16 protein-coding genes are annotated in these 24,770 nt (G+C 66.4%); 6 read left to right on the top strand and 10 right to left on the bottom strand.

All coding sequences use genetic code 11. The features are described 5' to 3' along the window. Window positions 1-69: 69 nt before the first annotated feature. On the top strand, window positions 70-13,068 hold the full coding sequence (locus MFF07_RS21515; protein ID WP_238232874.1) for an autotransporter-associated beta strand repeat-containing protein: 12,999 nt from the start codon (window positions 70-72) through the stop codon (window positions 13,066-13,068). A 19-nt stretch (window positions 13,069-13,087) separates the two neighbouring features. Further along, window positions 13,088-13,699 (top strand): invasion associated locus B family protein, encoded by a 612-nt coding sequence (locus MFF07_RS21520; RefSeq protein WP_238232875.1) that lies wholly within the window; start codon window positions 13,088-13,090, stop codon window positions 13,697-13,699. Window positions 13,700-13,711: 12 nt separating this feature from the next. Here MFF07_RS21520 and MFF07_RS21525 read toward each other — a convergent pair whose 3' ends face one another. The 6 genes from MFF07_RS21525 to MFF07_RS21550 form a co-directional block, all read right to left on the bottom strand. Beyond that, a complete protein-coding gene (locus tag MFF07_RS21525) occupies window positions 13,712-14,752 on the bottom strand; it encodes a site-specific integrase (RefSeq protein ID WP_238232876.1) in 1,041 nt (346 codons plus the stop codon). Continuing rightward, on the bottom strand, window positions 14,739-15,452 hold the full coding sequence (locus MFF07_RS21530) for a DUF3102 domain-containing protein (protein WP_238232877.1): 714 nt from the start codon (window positions 15,450-15,452) through the stop codon (window positions 14,739-14,741). The genes MFF07_RS21525 and MFF07_RS21530 overlap by 14 nt, the downstream gene beginning before the upstream one ends. A gap of 73 nt (window positions 15,453-15,525) precedes the next feature. Continuing rightward, window positions 15,526-15,843 carry a hypothetical protein gene (locus MFF07_RS21535; protein WP_238232878.1) on the bottom strand — a complete coding sequence of 106 codons (318 nt, stop codon included), beginning with the start codon at window positions 15,841-15,843 and terminating at the stop codon, window positions 15,526-15,528. A 158-nt stretch (window positions 15,844-16,001) separates the two neighbouring features. Further along, the gene (locus MFF07_RS21540) at window positions 16,002-16,298 is read right to left on the bottom strand and encodes a hypothetical protein (protein WP_238232879.1); all 297 of its coding nucleotides are present in this window, start codon (window positions 16,296-16,298) and stop codon (window positions 16,002-16,004) included. A gap of 2 nt (window positions 16,299-16,300) precedes the next feature. After that, entirely contained in the window at window positions 16,301-16,945 is a 645-nt protein-coding gene (locus MFF07_RS21545; RefSeq protein ID WP_238232880.1) for a nucleotide-binding protein, read from the bottom strand. Window positions 16,946-18,021: 1,076 nt separating this feature from the next. Further along, window positions 18,022-18,330 (bottom strand): hypothetical protein, encoded by a 309-nt coding sequence (locus MFF07_RS21550; RefSeq protein ID WP_238232881.1) that lies wholly within the window; start codon window positions 18,328-18,330, stop codon window positions 18,022-18,024. A gap of 107 nt (window positions 18,331-18,437) precedes the next feature. On the opposite strand from MFF07_RS21550, the gene MFF07_RS21555 reads away from it, so the two are divergent. Continuing rightward, window positions 18,438-18,644: a hypothetical protein gene (locus MFF07_RS21555; RefSeq protein WP_238232882.1), complete on the top strand. Its 207-nt coding sequence runs from the start codon at window positions 18,438-18,440 to the stop codon at window positions 18,642-18,644. Window positions 18,645-18,894: 250 nt separating this feature from the next. Here the strand turns inward: MFF07_RS21555 and MFF07_RS21560 are convergent, their stop codons facing one another. Both MFF07_RS21560 and MFF07_RS21565 read right to left on the bottom strand, forming a co-directional pair. Continuing rightward, window positions 18,895-19,071, bottom strand: a complete 177-nt coding sequence (locus MFF07_RS21560) for a hypothetical protein (protein WP_187272592.1) — start codon at window positions 19,069-19,071, stop codon at window positions 18,895-18,897. A 341-nt stretch (window positions 19,072-19,412) separates the two neighbouring features. Beyond that, window positions 19,413-19,847 carry a hypothetical protein gene (locus MFF07_RS21565; RefSeq protein WP_147818150.1) on the bottom strand — a complete coding sequence of 145 codons (435 nt, stop codon included), beginning with the start codon at window positions 19,845-19,847 and terminating at the stop codon, window positions 19,413-19,415. Between the two features lie 135 nt (window positions 19,848-19,982). On the opposite strand from MFF07_RS21565, the gene MFF07_RS21570 reads away from it, so the two are divergent. The 3 genes from MFF07_RS21570 to MFF07_RS21580 all read left to right on the top strand — a co-directional run bounded on the left by MFF07_RS21570 (window position 19,983) and on the right by MFF07_RS21580 (window position 21,963). Continuing rightward, window positions 19,983-20,204 (top strand): hypothetical protein, encoded by a 222-nt coding sequence (locus MFF07_RS21570; RefSeq protein ID WP_147818151.1) that lies wholly within the window; start codon window positions 19,983-19,985, stop codon window positions 20,202-20,204. 136 nt (window positions 20,205-20,340) lie between these two features. Next, window positions 20,341-20,592, top strand: coding sequence for a 3',5'-cyclic-nucleotide phosphodiesterase (locus MFF07_RS21575; protein ID WP_147818152.1), 252 nt, complete (start codon window positions 20,341-20,343; stop codon window positions 20,590-20,592). A 1,086-nt stretch (window positions 20,593-21,678) separates the two neighbouring features. After that, the gene (locus MFF07_RS21580) at window positions 21,679-21,963 is read left to right on the top strand and encodes a hypothetical protein (RefSeq protein ID WP_147818154.1); all 285 of its coding nucleotides are present in this window, start codon (window positions 21,679-21,681) and stop codon (window positions 21,961-21,963) included. Window positions 21,964-22,127: 164 nt separating this feature from the next. Here the strand turns inward: MFF07_RS21580 and MFF07_RS21585 are convergent, their stop codons facing one another. Both MFF07_RS21585 and MFF07_RS21590 read right to left on the bottom strand, forming a co-directional pair. After that, window positions 22,128-23,099, bottom strand: a complete 972-nt coding sequence (locus MFF07_RS21585; protein ID WP_187272593.1) for an AraC family transcriptional regulator — start codon at window positions 23,097-23,099, stop codon at window positions 22,128-22,130. 440 nt (window positions 23,100-23,539) lie between these two features. Then, window positions 23,540-24,013: an SRPBCC family protein gene (locus MFF07_RS21590; RefSeq protein WP_147818156.1), complete on the bottom strand. Its 474-nt coding sequence runs from the start codon at window positions 24,011-24,013 to the stop codon at window positions 23,540-23,542. Window positions 24,014-24,770: the final 757 nt, after the last annotated feature.

A 24,770-nucleotide genomic window follows, 5' to 3' on the forward strand; every position in this document is an offset into this window, starting at 1 on the left:
CGCTTGCATAAGCGCTAGGTGGCGAGATCGCGACCGTCGAGTCAGCGGTCGACAGGGTAGGCTTTTAAAATGACGCAGCAGACATCGATGGTGCGCGTTCTGCACCAGGCGTTGATCGCTTCGACGGCGTTGGTCGGGATCCGGATCCTGCCGCAGCCAGCTCCGAGCGTGCTGCACCTCCCGTCGTCGCCCTCGCTACTGCAGGCGCGGATGGCCCGGCTCCTGGCGCTGGCGATCGAGACCCCGGCCTCGCTGCTGGAGCGGCTGAACCCGCTGCGGTCGGCGCGTGTGCGCAAGGTGCGGCCGGCGGCGCGGGTCGGGCGGCGGAGGTGGCAGGCTATGCTCGCCGCGGCCGCGGCCCTGATCAGCGGCGCGTCAGCCGCCGCGGCCCAGACCTCGACGTGGAACGGCGGCACGTCCGACTACAATGCCGCGGCGAACTGGACGCCGAACACGGCGCCGGTTGCCGCCGGCCAGGACGCGGTGTTCGGCAATGCGGGCTCAGCGACGGTCTCGGTCACGGCCGGCCCGATCGCGCCCAACGCCTGGACGTTCAACGCCAACGCTCAGAACTACACGATCACCGGCTCCCGGGTGAATTTCGGCGGGGCCGGCATCGTTGACAACGCGGCGGCCGGCACGACGATCAGCATCGCCAACGTCATCGGCGGTACGGGCGCAGTCACGCAAAATGGCGCCGGAACGCTCGTCCTGACGGGCGCCAACGCCTACACGGGTGGCACCACGGTGTCGGCCGGGCGTGTGATCGCTCAGAACACCGGCCGTGCCTTCGGCTCCAGCGGCACCGTGGCGATCGGCGCCGGCGCCACCGTCGAGCTGAACAACACGGGAACCAACGGGTACACGATAGCGCCGAACACCTTCAACGGTGCCGGCACGATCGAGAAGACCGGAACCGGGGCTATCACCTTCGGGGGCAACGGCGGCAACACCAACATCAGCCTGTCGCAGGGCGGCCTGATCAACGTCCTCGAAGGCACTCTGGGCGGCAGCAGCTCCGGCCAGGGAATCTGGACGGACAACAGGGCCAGCCTCAACATCGCGGCCGGGGCCACCCTCAACACCGTCGAAGCCGCCGTCTTCGTCGATGCGCTGACGGGTGCCGGGACGTATGCCGGCGGGTTCCAGGGCACGCGAACGACGACCATCGGCGTCGCCGGCGGGAACGGCACCTTCTCCGGCACGCTCGTCGACAACGCCGGCACGGGTGGGTTGGCCATCGTCAAGACCGGTGCCGGCACGCAGACGTTCTCGGGCAACAACACCTATACCGGTGGCACCACGATCTCGGGCGGCGCACTCCAGATCGGCGCAGGCGGCGCGACAGGTTCGATCGTCGGCAACGTTACGAACAACGCCTCCCTGATCTTCAACCGCAACAACGCTTACACCTTCGCGGGCACGATCACTGGCTCCGGCAACATCACCCAGGCCGGCACCGGCACGCTGACGCTGTCGGGCACCAACACCTATACCGGCGCTACTACACTCTCCAACGGCACGTTGCAGGTTAACAGCTCGGCGGCCCTTGGTGATGGCTCGGCCACCAACACGTTGGCGCTCAATGGCGGCACGCTGCAGGCCATCGGCGCCATTACTTCGCCTGGCACGCGCAATGTGACGCTCAACGGATCCGCAAAGATCGATACCAACAACAACGCTGTGTCGATCGCTGGACAGATCTCGGGAGGGGGGGTTCTGGACAAAGTCGGCGCCGGTACGTTGACGTTGACTGGTGACAATACCAACAGCGGCGCATTCTATATTTCTGGCGGTACAGTGCAAGCTAATAGCTCGACGGCACTCGGTAACGGTTCAGGCCCTAATTCACTATTTTTCAAGGACGGCGCGACGCTACAGGCAATCGGAGATATTAATTCGCCTAATACGCGCCTAGTTAGCCTCGCGGGTCTGAGTACGATCGACACCAATGGCAATAACGTGTCGGTCGCCGGTTCGGTTGTTGGCTCCGGCACCTTAAACAAAAATGGCGCTGGTACCCTGGCCTTATCGGGGGGCAACTTCTATTCCGGCGCAATCGCCATCAACGCGGGCACGCTGGCCGTTACCGGCGGTACCGCCATCGCCGACACCGGCACGGTGGCGCTGACGGCGGGCGGCGGCGGCACCTTCGCCATCCAGGGCTCGGAGACCATCGGCGCACTCAGCGGCGGTGCGGCGGTGAACGGCGCGGGCGCCGGGACCGTGGCGATCGCCTCGGGCCAGACGCTCACCACGGGCGCGGCCAATGTCAGCACGACCTATTCGGGCGCCGTCAACGGCGCGGGCACCCTGCGTGTGGCGGGCCTGACCGGCACCAACACTGCGACCTTCGCCGGCGCGCTGACGCAGACCGGCGGCTTCACCGTCGCGGACGCTTCGAACGTCACGATCGCAGCCACGGGAAGCTACGTCGCCGCCGCCAACGGCATCGCCCTGAACGGCGGCACCTTCACCAACCAGGGCAGCGTGCGCGTCATCGGTGGCGTGGGCGGCATCAACGCCGTCACGACCAGCACCACCGTGGGCACCACCGTCAACAACGCCGCGAACGCGGAGATCGTGGGCCAAGCCAGCGGCGTCATCCAGCTCCAGAGCGGTGTCGTTGGCGCGCTCACCGTGGGCAACGCCGGCCGGATCCAGGGCATCGACTTCGATGGCGTAACCCAGCACGGCACGGGCGCGCTCACCGTCACGAACGTCGGCACCGGCGTCATCTACGGGCAGAACGCCAGCAACTCCGGGAACGGCTACGGCGTCGGCAGCGACGGCGGCGGCGCGCTGACCCTGATCAACCAGGCCGGCGGCACGATCGTCGGCCGGTACGGCGCGGTGGGCTCGAACGCCGCCGACCGGATCACCAACGCCGGCCGGATCGCCTCGGGCACCCTCAACGCCGACAACACGATCACCGCGGGCGGCGTCGCCGGGATCCAGCTCCGGGCCGGCGGCGCGGTCCTCAACCAAGCTGGCGGAACGATCCAGGGCGGCGGGGCTCGCGGCATCACGTCGAGCGCCGCGCTGACGCTGACCAATCTGGGCACGATCAGCGGGACCACCGACGGCGTCGGCCTCACGGGCGGGGCCTCGAGCATACTGAATGCCGGCACGATCAGCAGCAGCACGAACTACGGCGTCGCGGCGGGCGGCGCCGGGGCGACGCTGAGCGTCACCAATGCCACGGGCGGCACGATCACCGGCGGCTCGGACGCCACCGTCGGCTACGGCCTCGGGACCAACGGCCAAGCGATGACCGTGAACAACTATGGTTCGATCGGGAGCGGGACGCGGGGACTCACTGTCCTCAACAACGCGACGTTGACCGCGAACCTCTACGCAGGATCGTCGACGGGCTCGATCCTCGGCTCCGGCGGGAACGATACCGTCTCGCTCTACACGGGTACGGTGAATGCGACGGCGCTGACCCGCGCCTATACCGACCCGGTTACGAACGCACAGTCGACCGTCACGCTTCAGAACGCCGGAACGTTGGCTGCGGCGTCATTCGGCACCATCGATCTCGGAGGCGGCAACAACACGCTGAACCTGCGTGGCACGGGTGACGGCACCGCTGCCAACGGCGCCGCCGGTGCCTATGGCGCCGTCATCTCGGGCTCGACCTCAGTCAACAAGCTCGACACTGGCGTCTTCGTGCTCAGTGGCGCCAACACCTACAGCGGCGCCACGACGATCTCGGGCGGCATCCTCAACATCCAGAACGCAACCGCGCTCGGCACGACGGCGGCCGGTACGACCGTGCAATCGGGCGGCACGCTTCAGCTTCAGAACAACATCACGGTGACCGGCGAGGCTTTGAGCCTCGCAGGCAACGGCTCCACCGGCAGCAACGGCGCGCTCCAGAACGTTTCCGGCGCCAACACCTATGCCGGTGCGATCACCCTGGCCGGCGCAAGCCGTATCAATTCGGACGCCGGCACGCTGACGCTGTCGGGGGGCATCGGCGGCGCGAACCAGAACCTGACCGTGGGCGGCGCGGGCGCGACTGCGATTTCGGGAGCCATCGCCACGGGTACGGGTACCTTCACCAAGAACGGCGCGGGCACGGTCACGCTCACCGGCGTCAACACCTACACCGGCGCGACGACGATCAACGCCGGTACTCTCACGCTGAACAACGCCGCCGGTACGGCGCTGGCCGACACGAGCCGGGTGACGTTCGGCAACGCCGTAGGCACGGCGGCGACGCTGCAGACACAGACCAGCGAGACGATCGGCTCCCTCTCCGGTGGAAACACCAGCAGCACGGTCAACATCGCGGCCGGCTTAACGCTGACGGTGGGCGGCGACAACACCACGGACGGCACCTACGCCGGCGCGATCAACGCCAACACCACGGGCATCCTCGCCAAGACCGGTACCGGTACGCAGACGCTGACCGGTGCGATGACTGGGGGCGCGCTGGTCGCCAACCAGGGCACGCTCGCTCTCGGGACGGGCGGTTCCTTGAACACAGCCGGCGTTGCTGGGCTGGTCTCGGGTGCAACGGGTGGGCAGGCCCAAGCCGCCGTGCTCGTGAACACCGGCGCGATCTTCAACAATGCCGGCACGATCACCGCCGCCAACCAGGGCGTTGCGCTGCAGGGCGGTACTTTCAACAATACCGGCAGCGTCACTGCGGCCACCCAAAGCGCCGTTTTTGCGCTGACGGGGCCGGTTACGATCAACAACACCGGCGCCGGTACGCTGAGCGGCACCAACGGCATCGATGCCAACCTGACCACGGCCGATGCCATCTCCATCACCGGCAACGGCTCGGTCACTGGAACCGGCGGCTTCGGCATCCGGGCGGCCAGCCAGGGCGGCAATGTCGTCCTCGGCACGACAGGGGCCGCCCTCGGCGCCGTCTCGAGCGCGGGTAATGCGATCCAGACCAGCAGCACCGGAACGGGCGCCGTCAGCGTCGTCACTGGCGGCAACATCACCAGCACTGGCGGCAACGGCATCGCCGCCAGCACCGTGAACGGTGCCGTCACGGTCAACCAGACCGCCGGCACGATCCAGGCGACGAGCAACGGCATCGATGCCCGCTCGACGGGCTCGGGTGCCGTCGTCATCAACCAGACCGGCGGTCAGGTCAGCGCGACGACGACGAACTCGGTCGGCATCAACGGCGAGCGGAACGTCGCGGGCACGATCTCGATCACCTCCGGCACGGTGACCTCTGGCAACGAGGGCGTGCGGGCGATCAACTTCGCATCCGGCAACGTCACCGTCGCCGCCCAGAACAACATCACGGCCGGCGGCTTGGCCATCAACGCGTCGATCTTCAATGGAAACGGCGACACCGGCGCCGGCAATGTCGTGGTCACGACCACGGCGGGTACGACGCTTTCTAGCGGCAATGTTGGGGAAGACGACGTTATTAAAGCGACCCACGTCGCTTCTGGGACGGGCTACGTCCAAGTCACCAACAACGCGACGCTGACGCGCCCGGGCACCCTGACCCGTGGCACGGCGATCTTCGCGACGAACGGCACCTCCGGCGTGCTCGCCGGCACCCCCACGTCGATCGCGATCACGAACACCGGGACGATAACCAACAACTTCGGCGTCGGCATCTCGGCGCCGGGCGCCGGCGCCGGCGTCGTGACCGTCGACAACTCCGCCAGCATTACGGTCGGCACGCTCGGCATTTTCGCGACGAGCACCGGCACCGGCTCAGTCTCGGTCGGCGGTACGGGCGCCGTCACCGCCAACGCCGGCATCCAGGCCTTACAGCAGGGCACGGCTGGAGGCACGAACGCGGGTGTGACCGTCTCGGGCAGCGGTGCGACCACCGCCAATACCGGCATCGGCATCGACGCGCGGGTCACGAGCGCCAACAACGCCGGCAACGTGCTCGTGACGCGCTCGGGAGCGGTCAGCGCCGGGACGACCGGCATCAACGCCAGGACGGCGGGCGCCGGCAGCGTGACGGTCGGCACGACAGTCCTGCCGGTCGCGATCGGCAACATCACCGCGGGCGGCATCGCGATCAACGCAACAGCCAATGCCGGTACGGTGACGATCAACACCAGCACCGGCACGATCCAGAGCGGGGCGGACGCCGCCGCGATCAACGCGACCAATTCCGGCGGGCTGATCACCGTCAATAACGCAGCCGCTCTTCAGCATGCGACGGGCGTGAACGGTGGGACCGCGATCAATGCGATCTCGTCGGGCACCGGCGGCGTTACGGTTGCCAACACCGGAGCGATCTCGGCCGCCGGTGGGACTTTCGTCAACGGTATCGTCGCTCAGGCAACTGGGAGCGCGGGCAACGTCACGGTGACCACGTCGGCAGCCGGTACGATCGGCAGCATCACGGCTCCAGCTTCCGGCATCTTCGCCACCACGTCGGGCTCGGGGAATGTCTCGGTCATGGCCGACGGGGCGATCCGAGCGAGCAACCAGGGCATACGCGCCTTCTCTCAGGGCGCGGGAACCGGTTCGGTCTCGGTGACCGGATCCGGTACGATCACGACCCTGGCAGGAGGTAGCATCGGCCTCGATGCGCAGATCGCGAATGCGGCGAGCGCCGGCACCATCCTCGTAAACAGATCCAGTGCCGTGTCCTCGGATACGATCGGCATCAACGCAATCACGGCGGGCACCGGCACGGTCACCGTGACCGCCGGAGCAATCACCACGACGAACGGCTCGGGCATCGTTGCCACCGGCACCTCGGGCGCGGTGGCGGTCACCGCCAACGGCGCCATCGCGGCCGGGAGCACCGGCGGCGCTGCCAACGCGGGCGTGTTCCTGACCGGCAACAGCGCCGGCAACACCGTCACGGTCGGCGCCAGCGGCGCCGCGACCCAACCAACCGTCCAGGGCGCGATCGGCCTGCGGGTGGCCGGCAACGGCACCACCGGGCTGACCAACTACGGCGCCATCGCGGCCGGCGGGACCGGCGTGAACGCGCTGCAGATCGACGGCGGCACCCTCACGCTCGGCGACACGGTCGGCACGCTCACCGGCAACCTCGCCATCGTGAACGCGACCGCCAACGGCGGCAACGGCCCGAGCGTGCTGAACCTCGCCAACACCACCGCGATCACGCTCGCCAACACCGTCACTGGCGCGGGCGTGCTCAACCAGAACGGCAGCGGCACCACGGTCCTCAACGGCACGAACAGCGCGGCCAACGGCCAGTTCACCGGCACGGCCAACGTCAATGCCGGCATCCTGTCGATCGGCGGCGCCGGCGCAACGGGCGCGGTCTTCGGCGACACGGCGGGCAACACGGCGACCGTGAACGTCAACACCGACGGCACGCTGCACGGCGCGGGCACCATCGCGGGCTCGGTGGTGGTCAACGGCGGTACGGTCTCGGCCGGCAACTCGCCGGGCACGCTGACGGTCGCGCGCGACTACACCCTGAACGCCGCCTCGACCTCGCTCTACGAACTCGGCGCGCCCGGCTTCGTGGGCGGGGCGAGCAACGACCTGATCATCGTCGGACGCAATCTGACGCTGGCGGGTACGCTGCAGCTCGTGGCGGCGGACAACGCCGCCAACAACCCAGTCTCGGGCGCCTACCGCCTGTACAACTACGGCGGGACCGTCACGGGCGACTTCGGCGCGATCACGACGCCGACCGCCAACAGCACCGCGCTGGTCTACAAGAACATCCCGAACCAGGTGAACCTGCTGCTCACCAACGGCAACCAGTCGGTGCAGTACTTCGACGGCGCCGACCTGACCGGCGCCACCGCAGGGGCCCAGGGCGGCACCGGGACCTGGAACGCAGGCAACACCAACTGGACGATGCTGCCGGGCGGGCAGGTCAACGACGTCTGGCGCTCCGGCGTCGGGATCTTCGGCGGTACGGCCGGCACCGTGACGGTGGCGGGCGCGCAGAACCTGCAGGGCGTGCAGTTCACGGTCGACGGCTACCAGCTCGGCGGCGCCGGCACGCTCAACCTCACCGGCGACCCCTTCACCACCGCCAACCAGAGCTTCGTCAACGTCGATACCGGCGTCGGTGCGACTATCGCCAATGCGCTGACCTCGACCGGCGGGACGATCGGTCTCGTCAAGCTCGGGGCCGGTACGCTGACGCTCACGGGGGCGAGCAGCTACACGGGAGCCACCACCGTCCAGGCCGGCACGCTCGCCATCGCGGCCAGCGGTTCGATCGCCTCGTCGGTGACGAACAACGCCGTCTTCACCAACGCCGGCACGGTGACCGGCAACCTCACCAACGCAGGGTCCGCCGGCAACAGCGGGACGATCACCGGGGCGGCGGTCAATTCCGGCACGCTGACCAACTCCGGCACCGTGGCTGGCGGGCTCACCAATCTCGCCGGCACCAGCACCAATACCGGGACGATCAACGGCGGCGCCACGATCCTGGCCGGTCGCCTCGACACCAACGCCACCACCAGCGTGATCAACGGCACGCTGACCAATGCCGGGACCGTGACCGCGCAGGGTCAGATCAACGGCGCTGTGGCCAATCAGGCCGGCGGCAGCTTCACGGTGGTCGGCGCGCTCACCGGCATCGGGCGTCTCACCAACGACGGCACGGTCGATCTCGGCGGCAACGACCTGGCAATCGGCTCCCTCGCCGGTTCGACCGCGGCTGCTACCATCGCCAACGGCGGCACCCTGACCGCCGGGTCCGACGGCACCTCGTCGGGCTATGCTGGTGCGATCACCGGTGCCACGGCACTGACCAAGGTCGGTATGAGCACGCTGACGCTGTCGGGGGCCAACGGCTACACCGGCACGACCACGATCTCTGCCGGCACCCTCGCACTGTCCGGTGCGGGCTCGATCGCCGCATCGCAGAACGTGTTCGTCGACGCCAACGGAGGCTTCGACATCACCGGCGTCACCGCGCCGGGGACCTCGATCGTGACGCTCTCGGGCACCGGCGCCGTCGCTCTCGGCGGGAACACCCTGACGCTGACCAACGCCTCGACCACCTATGGTGGCAGCGCCTCCGGCACCGGCGGCCTGACGCTCGACGCCGGCATGCTGACGCTCTCGGGCGCCAACACGTATACCGGTCCGACCACCGTGGCGGGCGGCACGCTGACCAATACCGGCAGCCTCGCCGGCAGCGTCTCCAACGCGGCGACCTTCGCCAATGCGGGGACGGTGGCCGGTAGCCTGAGCAACACCGGCACCGCCATGAACAGCGGCGGTATCGGTGGCGCGGTCGCCAACAGCGGGACCTTCACCAACTCCGGAACGGTCGGCGGCGGGCTCACCAACAGCGCCGGCACCGCGACCAACACCGGCACGATCAACGGCGGCGCGACGATCCTAGCCGGGACCTTCACCACCACCGGGATCGTCAACGGCACGCTGAGCAACGCCGGGGCGGTGAACGCGCAGGGCCAGATCAACGGCGCCGTGGCCAACCAGGCCGGCGGCACGTTCACGGTGACCGGTGGGCTTACCGGCATCGGGCGGCTGACCAACGACGGCGCGTTCGACCTCGGCGGCAACAGCCTCGCGGTCGGCTCGCTCGCCGGTTCGACGGCGGCGGCGACCATCGCCAACGGCGGCACCCTGACCGCCGGGTCCGACGGCACCTCGTCGGGCTATGCTGGTGCGATCACCGGCGCCACCGCGCTGACTAAGCTCGGAGCCGGCACCCTGACCCTGTCGGGCGCCAACACCTACACCGGCGAGACCACGATCAACGCCGGCACGCTGCAGGCCGATGCCGTCAACGCGTTCTCGGCCACCTCCGCGGCGACCATCGCGCCCGGCGCGCGGATGGACCTGGCGAGCTTCAACCAGACCATTGCCTCGCTGGCAGGCTCGGGCAGCGTGACGCTGGGCTCAGGCATCCTGACCACCGGCGGGAGCAACGCCTCGACCACCTACGCCGGCACGATCTCCGGCACCGGCGGGCTGACCAAGGTCGGGACCGGCACGTTCACGCTGTCGGGGGCCAACAGCTACACCGGGACCACCACGATCTCGGTCGGCACGCTGGCCAACACCGGCTCGCTCGCCGGGCCGGTCGCCAACGCCGCGACCTTCACCAACACCGGCAGCGTGGCGGGCGCGCTGACCAACACGGGCAGTGCCACGAACACCGGCAGCCTGAACGGAGGCGTCGGCAACAGCGGCACTCTCGCGACTTCCGGCACGATCGCCGGCGGGCTGACCAACACCGGCACGGTGACGGCGTCTGCCGGGCGCATCGACGGCGCCATCGCCAACAACGCCGGCTCCCTCACCATCACCGGCACGGTCGCGAGCAACGGCATGCTCGGCAACGCCGCCGGGGCGAGCGTGGCGATCGCCACTGGTGGCGCCTACAGCGTCGCCGGCCTGATCACCAACGCTGGCGCCGTCACGGTGGCGAACGGCGGAAGCCTCAACGCAGGGGCCGGGATCAGCAACTCCGGCTCGATCGCGGTGGCGCAGGGCGGCACCGCCATGGGTGCGCTGGCCAACAGCGGCAGCGTGGTCAACGACGGGCGCTACAACGCCGACGTGAGCAACGCCGCCTCGGGCACGATCGCCAACCGCGCGACGGGCGTGTGGACCGGCAACCTCACGGCCAACACCGGTAGCGTGAGCAATGCCGGCCTGTGGCAGGGCAACGCCCGCAACGATGTCGGCGGGACGCTGAGCAACAGCGGCACCTGGACCACGGCTTCCGCGCCGATCTCGAATGCCGGGACGCTGGCCAACACCGGCACGATCAACGGCGGCGTCGCCAACAGCGGCACCTTCGGCAATGCCGCGACGCTCAACGGCGGTCTTTCCAACAGCGCCGGCACCAGCACCAACACCGGGACGATTAACGGCGCGGTGGCGGTGACCGGCGGCAGCCTGGCTACCTCTGGCACGATCAATGGGGCGGTGAGCAACGCCGGCGCGATCACCGCGTCGGGACGCATTGCCGGGGCGGTGACCAATGCGGCGGGCGGCAGCTTCGTCCTCACCGGCCCGCTTGCCGGGGTGACCGGGCTGACCAACAACGGCACGGTCGATCTCGGCAGGACCGCCTTCACCGTCGGTTCGCTCTCAGGCAGCAACGCGGCAGCGGTCGTGCGCAACGGCGCGCTCACCACCAACGGCGACAACAGCTCGACGGCTTACGCCGGCAGCATCGTCGACGGCGGTAGCGCCACGAGCCTGACCAAGCTCGGCACCGGCACCCTGACGCTCTCTGGCACCAACACCTACTCGGGAGGCACCACGGTCGGCGCGGGGACACTCGTGACGGCGGCCGCCGGGCTCGGCTCAGGCGCCATCACCAACAACGCGGCGCTGGTGATCGATCAGGCGAGCGACGCGACGCTCGGCAACGCGCTCAACGGTACCGGCCGCTTCGTCAAGCAAGGTGCTGGCACCCTGACCTACGCTGGCACCGGCTCGTTCTCGGGCCCGACCACGGTCGCCACGGGCGGGTTCGTGGTCAACGGCAGCCTCGCCGCCTCACCGGTCACCGTGGCGAACGGCGCTGTCGTCGGCGGCACGGGCACCATCGGTGGGCTCACTGTCCAGTCGGGCGCAACCGCCGCACCGGGCGCCAGCACGGCGGGCGGTAGCCCGGGGACGCTGAACATCGCCGGCAACGTCCTGTTCGCGGCTCAGTCGCTCTACCAGGTCGATGCCACGCCGGCCGGCCAGTCCGACCGCATCGCAGCCACCGGCACCGCCACGCTCCAGGGCGGCACGGTTCAGGTCAACGCGCAGTTCGGGCTCTACAACCCGACCACGAGCTACACGATCCTCAGCGCGGCTGGCGGCCTCACCGGGCAGTTCGCGGGCGTCACCTCGAACTTCGCCTTCCTGACGCCGTTCCTGACCTACGGTGCCAACGACGCCTTCCTCCGCCTCGCTCGCAACGATCTGGAGTTCGGCGCCGTCGCCGTCACGCGCAACCAGGGCAACGTCGCCGGTGCCGCTCAGGCAACGGGTGTCGGCACGCCACTCTACGACGGCATCGCTGTGCTCTCCGCCTCGCAGGCCCGTCAGGCCTTCAATGCGCTCTCGGGTGAGATCCATTCGAGCGCGGTAACGAGCCAGTTCGCGACGGGCTACCTCGTGCGCGAGGCGATCCTCGATCGGCTACGCTTCGGCGAGACCCCGAGCTTCGGTGGCCTCGGTGCGGAGGGCATCGGCCAACGCTTCGCCCCCGGCACCACCCTGCCGGCGGTCTACACCGCCGATCTTCCCGGCCGGACGACGGCGCCGGTGCCGGTCTCGACGCAGCTCGTCGCGCCGAACCCGGTGGCGGTCTGGGGCCAGGGTTTTGGCTCGTTCGGTTCGATCGGTGGCGACGGCAACGCCGCCCGCCTCGATCAGCAGACCTCGGGCTTCGTGCTCGGCGCCGACACCCGCCTCGACCAGAACTGGCGCGTCGGTGTGGCCGGCGGCTACACCTTCACCACCCTCGACGTCACCGCCCGCCAGTCCACCGGCACGGTCGAGAGCGGCTACGGCGCGCTTTATGCCGGCGGCAACTTCGGCGCGGTGCAGTTGCGCCTCGGCGGCGCCTATGCCGGTTCGAGCCTCGCCACCAACCGCGCGGTGCTCTTCCCCGGCTTCTCGGAGAATGCGAGCGCCCGCTACGGCGGATCGCTCGGACAGGCCTTCGGCGAGGCAGGCTACCGCATCGGTTCGGGCAATGGCTACTTCGAGCCCTTCGTCGGGGGGGCGGCCATCCGGATCAGCCGCGACGGCTTCACCGAGCGCGGCGGTGCAGCGGCTCTGACCAGCAGGGATCAGGACTACGACATCGCTACCTCGACGGTGGGTGTGCAGGCGCAAGGGCAGATCGGCGAGTTCTTTGGCTCGACCACGCCGATCTTCGTGCGCGGCCTCGTTGGCTACCGCCGCGCCTATGGCGACGTGGTGCCCTCGACGCTGTTCAGCTTCGGCGCTGCCGGCCAGACCTTCCTCACCGCCGGCGTCCCGGTGGCGCGCGATGCCATGGTGGCGCAGGCCGGTCTCGACTGGCAGGTGGCTCCGGCGACGACGCTCTCGATCGCCTACACCGGCCAGGTTGGCGCGGATCGCACCCAGATCCACGGCATCAAGGGCGGCTTCCTCTATCGCTGGTAGGCGCGTGACAATGCGTTCGATGACGAAGACGATCCTGATCCTGGCAGCCGGCGCACTCACAACCGTGCCGGCCGCCGGGATCCTCGCCTACGGTCCTGTCCTGGCTCAGTCGGGTCAGCCACCGGTTAAGGCTGCACCCACAATTGCTCAACCGGCTCCTGCCGTGCCTTCAGAGCCCGGTACGACCTCGGCGAGCTATGGCGACTGGGTGATGCGTTGCCAGCGCGGCGGCACGGCCGAGAAGCCGGTGCGCGTCTGCGAGGTCGCCCAGTCGATGCAGGTGCAGGGGCAGGCCCAGCCGATCGCGCAGATCGCGGTCGGGCGGGTCGGTGCCGGTCAGCCGCTGCAGATCACGGCGCTTCTGCCGCCGAACGTGGTCTTCCCCAGCAGCGTGCGCGTGCTGATGGACGAGAAGGACACCACCGGGATCGAGCTGGCCTGGCGGCGCTGCCTGCCCGGCGCTTGCGTGGCCGATGCGACCGTCAAGGAAGAGGGATTGCGGCGCTGGCGCGGGGTCACCGAGCCGGGCCGCATCGCCTTCAAGAACGCCGGCGGCCAGGATGTTGCGATCCCGCTCTCCTTCCGTGGCCTTGCTCAGGCGCTCGACGCCTTGGCCAAGGAGCCTGGATAGGCCCCCCTCCCCTCACAAGAACCCACTTCCTGAGTGGTCCTTGAAGGCGTTCGCTCGCCGGATGTAGCCGAGCACGGTTCGCGGATCGCGGTGGCGCGATTGATCCATGATTCGCGCGAGATCCGCACCCCGCTCGGCCGCCGTCGTGATGTAGCCAGCCCTCAACGAGTGCGCCCCGAAGGTCGAGGCATCGAGCCCGGCCGCCGTGCAGTACAGCTTCATGATGTCCGCCACGGCCCGCGTTGTCAGGCGGGGCTCAGAGGGTTCGAATCCCCCGACATCCGTCGAACCCACTGCCCCGTCCGAAACCGGCGCAACTTGAGCCAGTTTCCGCATGTTGCCGCTCCGCGAGATCGGCCGAAACACCGGGCCATCCTTGATGCCGGCAGCGTCCAGCCATTCCCGCACGAGCGCCACCGGCCGGATGTATCGACCATGCGGGATGGCGATCTCGACCCCCTGCCCTTCCTGATCCGTCTTGCTCTTGCCGATGCGGACCCGCAGGCCGTCCTTGTCCTCGACGAAGTCCGCGACGTTGAGCGCCACCAGTTCGGAGCGCCGGAACGCACCTGCGAACCCGAGCGCCAGCAGCGCCCGATCCCGCTTGCCAGTCAGCGTGTTCGGCGTGGCCCGCAACAACGAGATGATGACGTCGTCAGTGGCCGCCGCTTTCTGTTCGGGCTTAACTCCGACCCGGCGCCGGATGCCCTTCATCGTCGCCCGCACTTCTTCGTCATCGGTCGGGTCAGGCGCCTTCGCAAGCTTGTGCGCGTAGCTGATAGCCGCGCAGCGCCGGCCGATGGTCGAGGCGGCCTTGCCCTCCTCTGCCTCCGAGACGAGGAACGCGGCCACAGCCTCCGGCGTCGCCGGCAGCGAGCGGAACCCGTACCGGGCGCACCAGTCCTGAAACACCCGCGCGTCGGTCGTGTACGCCCTCACGGTAGCGTCGGCCTTCGAGGCGCGCTGATAGGCGCGGACGATCGCGGTGGCCTCGGCCGGGAGTTTTACGGTCTCGCCGTAAATCTCGGCCGGCAGGGTTTCAGGCGTCGGCATGGGCGTCGAGATCGCGCTTCATGGCCGCGCTATGCGCCAGAGCTTCGGCGGTTGGGCCGTAGGCGGTCGCAAGGTCGCCCCGTAGGATGAAGACGTCGCATTCGCGCAGGAGCCGATACGCCGCCGCAAAGCTCTCATCGTCGAGACGCGCGGCCAGCAGTTCGGCAAGCTCTTTGGTCGCTGCACCCTTCCGAGCGCGCTCCTCGGCCTGCTCGGCCTGCCAGCGTTCAAGCTCGCGACGACGACGGGCCTCGGCCTCGCGCTTGTTCTTGGCCTGCCGCTTCCACTCATCCGGGGTCAGCTTCGCCTCGGCGGCCTCACGCTCGGCTTCCTTGCGAGCCTCCCAGATGCGGCTGTCGATCGCCTTGGGCGTCAAAGCCTCGCCGGCATCAAGCCGCCCGACGATCTCCTCGCGGATCGGGTCCGGCAACGAAGGCGAGGCCAGCTTGTAGAGCGTCGTCGGAGGCAGATGCGAAACCGTTTCGCTTTTGCTCCTGAGTTGTGCGGCCGTCTGCATGAAGTTCTGGGCGGTGCGGGCTGTCAGGCTCATCTCGGCCCCAACCCACTTCAGGAACAGGCCGTGCCCCAGCCGCTCCTTCATCGCGAGGAGGTCGCGGCCGGTGTCCATCACGTAGGACTTCGTTCGGGCGCGATACCGCTCGACAACCGCTCTCGCCTCGTCGGCCGCCTCGGGCTCCATCATGCCGTAGTCGAACGGCACCGCCGGCTTCGGGGCGTATGGGTCAGTCAGGTCCATGCTGTTGCCTCCCGCCTCAGAGATCGTCGGCATCGCATCCCCTCCCCGCGCCGAGGGCGGTAGCGATCATGTCGCTGAGCACGCCATCCGCCCAATCGTTCGGAAGGTCCGGCATGTAGTGGCTCGGCCGGCGGATCATGCCGCAGACGAACCGGCCGGCGGCGTACTCAAGCGCGAGGCACCCGCCCTCCTTCGGATGATCCGGGAGCCAGTCGGGCGCCACGAGGCAGGCTTGGGTCGAGCAGCAGTAGCCGCAGCCGTTGCGGGGCGAGCCGTGCGCAGGCTTCACTGGCGACCGCGTTCCGGCCGTCCCGTCGAGCAGAGGTATAGCCATTGCTTTAAATCCTCCACTCACTTTCAGTCCGACCTCGTCAAACTTCCGAGAACGCGATTTATCGGAAGTTACAGCGCCGTGCGCCTTAGGGCAAGCAATTCCTTACGTGCTTACGTCAATGCGCCATGACGTAGAGGACTGACGCAACTTTGGGTCCGTTAACTGCCGGATCGGCCCAGCAGATCCATGAGGGCCTGTTCGAGAACGTCTTGGTGGCTGAGGCCGCGATCGAAGGCGAAGCGGCGCAGACGTTGATACTGGCTCTCCGACAGGCGGAGGGTCAGCGCTTTGGCCCGAGGCTCGGGAGCTTGCGCAGGCCGGACGGGCATGGCCGGAGGAGCCTCGGGCTCTGGAGCAGTCGAGGATGAGGTGCCCCGCTGCTGCATCGCATCGGGTCGGCTCGCCCCCTTCGTCTGGATGAACCCGTCCAGGGACGGCGTGGCCTTGGCGCTCATGATCAACCTTCCCGATGCTGCGTCGTGACGTGCTTGCGTAGTTGCGTCATGACGTACCCAAGCACTTCCTTAATTTCACGCGCCGAGGCGGTTTCGGGTTCGATCTCCGTCACCGCCTTGCCCGAGATGGCTGCAGTCGGAAAGTCGGTTCGATCATGGATGACAGTCGGAGCGAGCTTGCCGTGTTTGGCCAGAGCCAGGACGGCCTGCATCTGCAGGCGGGTGCGGGGCTTAGCTTGGGTTAGCACGAACACGAAGGGTCTGCCGGCCTCCTCGATCAGTGCGAGCGTATCGCCCACAGCATCGAGATCGTCTGGCGACGGCCGCACAGGCACGATGACCAGATCCGCATGGGCCAGCAGCGCGCGGATTTCAGGGTGAACGGACGGCGGAGTGTCCACGAACAGGTACTCGACGCCGGCATCCGCTAGCCGAGCGGCACTTGCTCCGAAGTCCTTCATATCGAGCTTGATGAGCGCGGGCTGCTGATCCTCGCGACGGTTCCACCAACTTGTTAGGGAACCCTGGGGATCGGTGTCGAGGATCGCGGTGGCACCGAACTGCTGATGAGTCGCCACCGCGAGGTTGCGTATCAAGGAGGTTTTGCCCGCCCCGCCCTTCTGACTGGCAACGACCACGACGTACATGCTTGCCTCGTTGCGTACTGACGTAATGACGTAAGAATGTCAGCGCCTCAGTGGGTACGCTCCCGGGGAATGTGGGTCAGCGGTCGTTAAGGGGTAGTTAACCATGTGGCGCCGGCAGGCGGACTAAGCCGCCGGCAGGTAGAGCGCAACGAGCGCTGCGCTTCTCAGCGGCAGAAAGCGCAGCTACGGCTGATCGGCTGGCCCTGCAGGCTTCGCAGTAGGCGCCTTCGACTGGTTGCTGAGTGGCCGCAGGCAGATCGTGCCGGTCAGGGTAAACATTTCATTGACCACGTCGTAGCAATTGTCCGGATCGAGGGGCTCCATAGCCGAGCTTGAGCGTTCTCCAGGCACTTCTCACCGAAGGCGCCCACCATGCTCATCCTCAACCCGCTCACCGGCGAGACTGTCGAGATCACGGTGCCGCGTCCTCGGACGCCGGCCAGCCGGTGACGATCCACGTCTCAGCCTCAACGCCGTGCTGAAGACACCCATCACCCCTGCTCGCGATTACGCACCGTCGATGATTGGCCTTCCCTTCTACCGTGTGCTCTTCGCTGCCGGCCTGACGCTGTCAGGAGCTGTCGTGACAGCTCGGGCGGTCAACAGCGAACCGAAGGATCCCTGCGAGGGGCAGCAGCATGTCTATGCGTGCGCGATCTTCCGCAGTCCCCAAGCTGCCGCCGCCGTACGCCTACGGCAGACCAGGGCGCCCGTGATCGCAACCCTTGCAGGTGCCTTCTAGCCAAAGGCGAATTGGCCCCGTCGAGTTGGCGACGCGCGACATCTCGGCCTCAACGCTGGATCAGTACGCGGGGCCATCCGATATTCCGTCTATCGCCACGGTCGAGCCCTTACGGTTCCCAAATGTGAGCGCGCCCGCCCCGCGTTCGCCCCGTTCGTGAGTGGCCGGTGCGTGCATTTCAGGCGCCGGGGTACGGCCCTCCGAATAGGTCGCCCAGCACCTGCCGATGGAACAACGTCATCTATCGCCGTCGCTGATCTTCGGGTCGGTCGTGGAGCACGTGGCAACGCTGGCACCCCAACTGTAATGTTAACAGCGACTCTCCCCTAGACGTTCAGCAACTCAGCCGCCTTCCCTCTCGACGACCGAAGACTCGATAGTGCACCGCCCCGGACTCCATAGTTCCGTTTCTCACGGCGCGGCGAACGTCTGGGTTGCAACGCAGGTACTCACCCTCATCGAAGCCGTACCCACTGCGCCGGCGGTCTCTATTGTCGTCGTCCCTGTCGTCGTACCCGCGATCACGCTGTCGGTAGCCGTCCTCACGGCCATCCCGGTCATAGTCACGCCCACCATACGGCTGAGATGAAGCCGGGACGATCATGATCGCTCCGATGGCTATCGCGGCCCAAAATCGGTTCATAGCTTACTCCTGTTGCGAGGCTCTTGAACGGCTGGTGGTGGTATTGGTTCGGGTTGAGCTTGCCGCCGATGTATGTGGGCTGGCAGCAGAGTATGAGGGCACGCAACATGTATGAGGTCATAGCCCGCGACGCGACCGGCCTCGTTATCGCGATTGGTCCTGCCGAGTTCGCTTCGATCGATCTGGCCCGCGGCTTCGCAGCCGGCATTGCGCGATGGATGCTCGCCACTGATCGCCTGACAGGGCAGATCGACATTACCAGCGACGGCGTGCGGATTGAGGGTGCGACCTTCGCTTATTGGTCGCAACCTTAAGGGCCGACAGGGGAGCGTGCCTGAGACCAGGTTGCTGCTAACCTATGGCACCATGGATGCGTCCCATGTCACGAGTTCGCCATTGGCGAGGGCGGCGCCGACAAGGACGCCCCGGTCAAGCGCAAGAAGCTGAGCAAGACGAAGCGTGGGAAGACGGTGCGGGAAGCGCCGGCTGGATAACTGGTTCAAGGGTTGGCCTGCTCTAAAACGCTGACCTACAGGATCGAGCAGACCAGCCGGATGGTCGCGATCAATCGGCCTGTCTCATCACTGACCTGCACGACGATCGCGCCTTCAGTCTCCAGCCGCCGAACGAGGCCACCATCGCCAGCGCAATCGCGCGCGCCGTGGTGTCGTCTGAAGCCAGTTGGCTGATCCGTTGAGGCTTCTCGACCCCGTACTGGAGGTCGATGCGGTAGACCGGCATGTCAGTCCCTGACGCCGCTGTGCGCAGTCCTGCGCTCGACGATCCGGGTGGAACCCGACAAATCAAAAAAGCTCAATTATCTCTGCGTACTAGTACGGCCGCACTATAGCAGAATAGGGGCGGGGCGACGATGTCTCGACTGCCGAACCCTATTCTGACGCGTAGGGCGAGGCCGGTCCTCGCCGCGCCGAAACCGAGCCCCCTCGCAGGGCGTGGCGAGGACCTCAAGGTTCTGGATGCGCCGGCATCTCGACTGCTGCAGCCGTCCGATCCACCCGACCCGCTTCTGCCATCTGCACCACTGCTTGCGCCGCTGTCGTTCCCCAATCTGCCCCCCCCACCTACTGCAACGGGTACGGCCCACGAAACAGGTCACCCATCGCCCGACGGCGGAATAGCGTCGCCCATCGCCGCCGCTGATGTTCGGGCCGATCGTGGGCCAAATGACAGCGCTGGCACCAAGCCGCGAGGTTGCGATCCGCGTTGTTGCCCGTGTCGTGATCGCGATGGGCCGTGGCGAGAACCACCCGCGTCGTCCGTACTGAATTCAGCACGTCGTCGTCGCCGATCGCGATGCAGACGATGCGACCCGCGCCATTGCGCCAGGAAGCGGCCTCAGCGTCCCACCAGCGGCCATCGTCGAGGCAGTAGACGGTTTGCCCATGCGGCCGACTACACGCCTCGCAGCGACCCTTGGCGCGACCGAAGCGGATCACAGCCGACAGCTCGCGCCAGTCGATGGGGTAGTAGAACCGGTGCTCTCGCCGGATCGGCATGCTAAATGACCAAGCGGATGAAGCCGAGCTAGACCGGCCGGGCAGGTCGGCTACCCACCAATGACAGCACCTTGGAACCGCGCTCAAGCTTGAAAGTTGTCCGGGCAACATACAGTCACGCTTGGAACAGCCGCCGTGAAGACCGCCGCCGCTATCGTTCTCGCTCTCTCCGCCATAGTCGCCGACACCGCGGCGCAGGCCCAGGAGCGTCAGGTGACCGTGTACAGCGGCGCGATGGCCCTCGAACTGCCGACCTCGATCCTGCGTGGCACCACTTCCTCGGCGCAGGAGGCAGCCCAGGTGGCGACGTCAGCCCGGAAGGTTCGCGTGGTCCTGCAGTCCCCCTATGGCAGCTGAGCAACTGCCAGTTTGGACGCCGGAGAAATTGGGCGGCCCGTTCGAACGTTCCACTTGGATCTCCTGCAGGCCCCGAGGAACGATCCTCGCCCCCCAGTCATTCCTGCGGGCCCATGCTGGGCTCAGGAAGCCACCAATGCCCCGCCTTGCTACCTTTGCGCTGCTTCTCGCAGCACCGCTTGTCGTCGCCACGGCTTCTGCCGGGCAGGATAGCAAGCGTGGCAATGCGGATCTCAAAAAGTATTGCTCTGGCGACGCCGTGTCGTTCTGCAGCGGCAACGACCCTGACAGCAAAGAGATGGACGCTTGCTTCAAGACGCATCGCGCTGAGCTGTCTGAGAACTGCCGTCGCGCGATCACCGCCTACGAAGCTACGGGCGGCAAGTGAGGTCTGCACCTATGCGTCGGATCGTTCTCGCCACCGCCATCGCAGCCGCCGTGACAGGAGCTGCACTCGCACAAGGCCAACCTCCGATCCAAGGTCCTGAGGACGCCACCTGCCGTGAGGATGCGAGGAATCGCCTGCTCGGCGCTCCCAATCCCCAAGGGCTGTCCCCCTTCGATCTGGGCGCACAGCTCTACCACGAGTGCATGAAGCGCTTGGGCGCGGAAGGTGTTGCTCCAAAGCGGCGCGACTGATCGCGCTTGTACCATTAGGGAAGCGCTAACCCCGGCCGACGACCCTGTCGGGCATGTCTCAGTATGTACGACGCTCCGGCAAGGTGGCTGGCTGGGCTGCAACTGCCCTTGTCTGTGCCGGGCTTGGTGCCGCCCTCATCGGCGCCGATCATCAAGCTCAAAATAGAGCTTCGATCGCGCGGGGCATCGACCCTGCTACGACTGGGTCACTTGCACCTCCCAAGGGTCGCTGGTGTGGCCTTGCGTCCTGGTGTCACTGACGCCCTTGGCTGGCGCGCTTATGTACGGCTTTGGCGGGTTCCCATATGCCGGCTCGAAAGCTTCTTCCTCCACTCGGCCAAGTTTGACGTCATAACCATAGCTGAAGGCGTCACAACCGCTTTCAAAGAGGGGCAATCGCCCATGCCTGGCTGCGATCGGAGGGGGGTCAGAATGAGATGCCACCTGAGCGCGGTACGAGCGGCCTCCTCGGCGGACCAAGCTGATGCATAGGCATACCCTGGCAGGTCGAGATCCTGCCCATTCTGGAAAATCGCCCAGCGATAATAGCCCGGATTGGCTGGATCGGCAGCGGTCTCGATCCGGTACGAGCTGACATCAGACATTTGCAGGGATCCGAAGAACTCAGCGGCAACTGCCAAAGATCACAAGCAACCGCAGCCTGACTACAGTAGTGTGAAGATTTTACGTTGCGCGTTCAATAGACAAAAGAACGCTACGAGGACCGGAAATACCTTTGGCACACGCTGTGACTAATCTGACACATCGCAGTTCGGTTTGAACAATCGCAGCCGCCTCGGGTTCTTCGAGTTTAAAAAAGTCAGGAGAACGCACCATGCGCATCATAACACTTACGCTCGCCGCTTCGCTTGCACTCTCGCTTACTGGCGCCGCTTGGGCTCAGGGCGCACCGGGCGGCAACGGCTCTGGCGGCAACGTCACGGGTGGCTCGACCACAGGCTCTTCGGCCTCAGAGCCCGGAAACATGCCGGCCAACGGCAATGCCATGAAGAGCGAGAGCGGCTCCATGGAGAAGGGCTCGGGCAAGATGATGAAGGGCGACTCGATGGAGAAGGGTGGCTCGATGAGCAAGGACGGCGGAGCGATGAAGAGCAAGTAAGCCTCTCGCTACTTCTCTCCTCGTAGGGTCGGCGCTCTGCCGGCCCTTTTTCGTGCTGCCGGGCTCGGAACTGGGTTTAAGCTCTATCGACAACCGTTATCGGACACTGCGCTTACAATCGTGACGAAGGGCTGACCCGCGGCGGTTCGGTAAATTGCGAGCACTCAGTCATTCATGGCCCTATACCAATCTTGCATGCGCTCAACATGTAGGGCTTGGGCTGCTGAAGGTGCATCGTCTCGAAGAATCGCGCGAAGCTGGTCAGGCGGCTGCCCATAGACCTGCTTGAACGCTCTGGAGCAGTGGCTCAGACTTGAGAACCCGACCTTATGTGCCATGCGGCCGATGGATATTTTCTTGCCCGGCCGAAGGATCAGCGATCGTAGGCGGGCAGCGCGCCGACTCGTGATCACCGCTTCGACGCCGCCTACAGCCCGCAACGCACGATACAATGAAGCTCGCGATACACCGATGCTACGCGCGACGATATCGGCGTTAAGATCTGAACCGAGATTATTGTCGATAAACACCTCGGCCTTCAAGCGTCGAGCCAGTTCCAAGTCGTTTCCGTCGATCACATCGTCGTAGGACTCTTCGGATCTTCCTTGGATCTCGCCGAGCACACCGGCAATGAACTGATTGCCTCCGCCAGCTAGGTTGTCCGAGAAGCTTGGCGCGCACCGGATCAACGAAAGTACGGCTTCACCAAGCGAGCCTGTTTTGACCTTTGGTAGAATCCGTCCGTGCAGGTGCTGCGCGTTCGGTGCAGCAGCCTCTACGAGATCGCGAGCCAGGATCACGGTAACGTAGTCGGCGTCGGCAACCAGAGTCCGCATCGGCTGGGTCGCATCGAAGAGAACGGCATCGCCTGGCGCAAGTTGGCGCTCCTCACCGACCCGGCCGCCCATCATCCGGCCAGAGCGCAAAACCTGAAGGTAGTAGTGCTCGAAACCGTCGCGCCGGATCTGCGCAGGTTCCCGTCTATGGTCGGCCCCGATTAGCTGGCGATCGAACAGCGTAAGGCGACCAAAGTTGTAGGCTGCTACGGTAGCCTCAAAGGTATCCCCAAGGGGAGATGTCGTCGCTCCGCTCGACCGGATCAGGTCGTGATAAATGCCGAAGCTGTTTGCCGACATCCCTGTCAGGGTCGTTAGATGCGGTGCCACCGATCTCAGGATGCCAGAAGTCGTCATACAGCTTCCAGATAAGTCAGTAAGGTAGGTCCGACATCACGCTAGCCTCTGGGCTGCCTACACAATGGATGCTGGCCGAGGCATCAAAAAATCGTGACTTTGTTCAAGACAAAAGCGCGAACAGCTGAGGCCAAGAAACGCGTAAGTCCGATCGGTTCTAGCAGCGTCACCACCGGCTCGACCCCGCCGCCCGATCTGGTCACGGGCTGGCGGGGGAGGTCGTCTATCTCACCGGCGAAGCTGCAGGATGCCAGGAAGGGGTTGAGGAGAGCTGAAGGCGCTCGTCAGATTGCGATCTGACCCAGATATGGTTGCCCTGACCCGCGCCAAACCCTCTCTGAGGCGGAGACGTCTCGCCGTCGCCCCTGCCAGCGTATCCAGACCTACTTCGTTTTTTCGGCGAGGCCCTTTAGACCGGCCTCGTAGACGCCGCCGATGGCTTCCTGCGCCTTGTCGTCAGGTGCGCCCTTGGCCTTGAAGTTACCCGACCACGTCACCTTGGAGCCGCTGCCGTCCTTCGCGACCATGATCGTCGACTTGTAGTCGGAGACCGGAAGCGGGCCTTCGAGGATGGTGTAGGTGTAGCTCATCGCCTTGTCGTCGCGGGCCTGCTCTTCTTCGAGCAGCGTGCCGCCGCCCTTGAGGCTTAGTGTCCGGTGCTTCTTGCCACCCATGTCAGCCAGCTCGCACTTCTCGACGACGGGGTGCCAATCGCTGATCCCGCAGAACGAGCCGATGGTCTTCCACACCGCGTCGGGCGCTGCAGCGATGGTGGCTGTCTTGGTGACCTCAAGGGCTGAGGCAGGCGTGATGGCAACCACGGCCAGAGCCGCGGCAGGGATGACGAATTTCAGCATCTCGCGTTTCCTCAGAAGGCTTCTGTGGCTGGCCATGGGCCGCCGCAGAACAAGCTAGTGCGCAATCGACATTAAGCTACGCCGCTCGCGTATCGGCAAACTGTATGATTGCCTTCAGCGGGAGCCCGACCCGCTGCAGTGCGTCCCATAAAAGGCACCCATTTTTTTAATCGGAAATAGGGCTGCCCCCAGGGGGAGGCGCCAATTTCCGCGATCTGCAAAAGGCCCCTTTTCGACACGGCCTGGATCGGCGCGGAGAGGCATGGCGGGCAAGACGGACGACGACACGCGGACCGGCGGGCAGCGCCATTGGCCTAGGCGCTGAAGCGTCCCCTAATGATCCATCCCAGCATGGCCCGGTTCTTCGGGCTCGGGCGCCAGCGTCTCCCCCGACCAGCCCGACTTCAGGGTCCGCCCGGTGGTCACTCCCAGCGCGGGCTCTGTCGCGTCTGGGACTTTAAGCTGACGCTAACCCGCCCAGTCTAGCCTTGCTCTGCGGCCGGGCTACAAGCTCGAACACCCGCAGAGCAGCGTTTCATGCCCCCAACCTGACGCGGCCTCGCTGGTGTAGCCGTACGAGAAGGCCTGCCTGCAAGGGCGGGCTTTCTTGCGTTTCCGGACACGTGCTGCCTGTAGGCGCTGATCACTTGCGCACCTGATCTGTTTGCGGCTTGCGACGATCCACCGTCTAACTCTCAGCCCTGCTGGCCTAGGCGCTGGGCTGTGAATAGATTGGTTCGATCCCCCACAGTACGCA

It is taken from the genome of Methylobacterium thuringiense (assembly GCF_022179645.1).
In the GTDB taxonomy this organism is placed as follows: Bacteria; Pseudomonadota; Alphaproteobacteria; order Rhizobiales; family Beijerinckiaceae; genus Methylobacterium; species Methylobacterium thuringiense.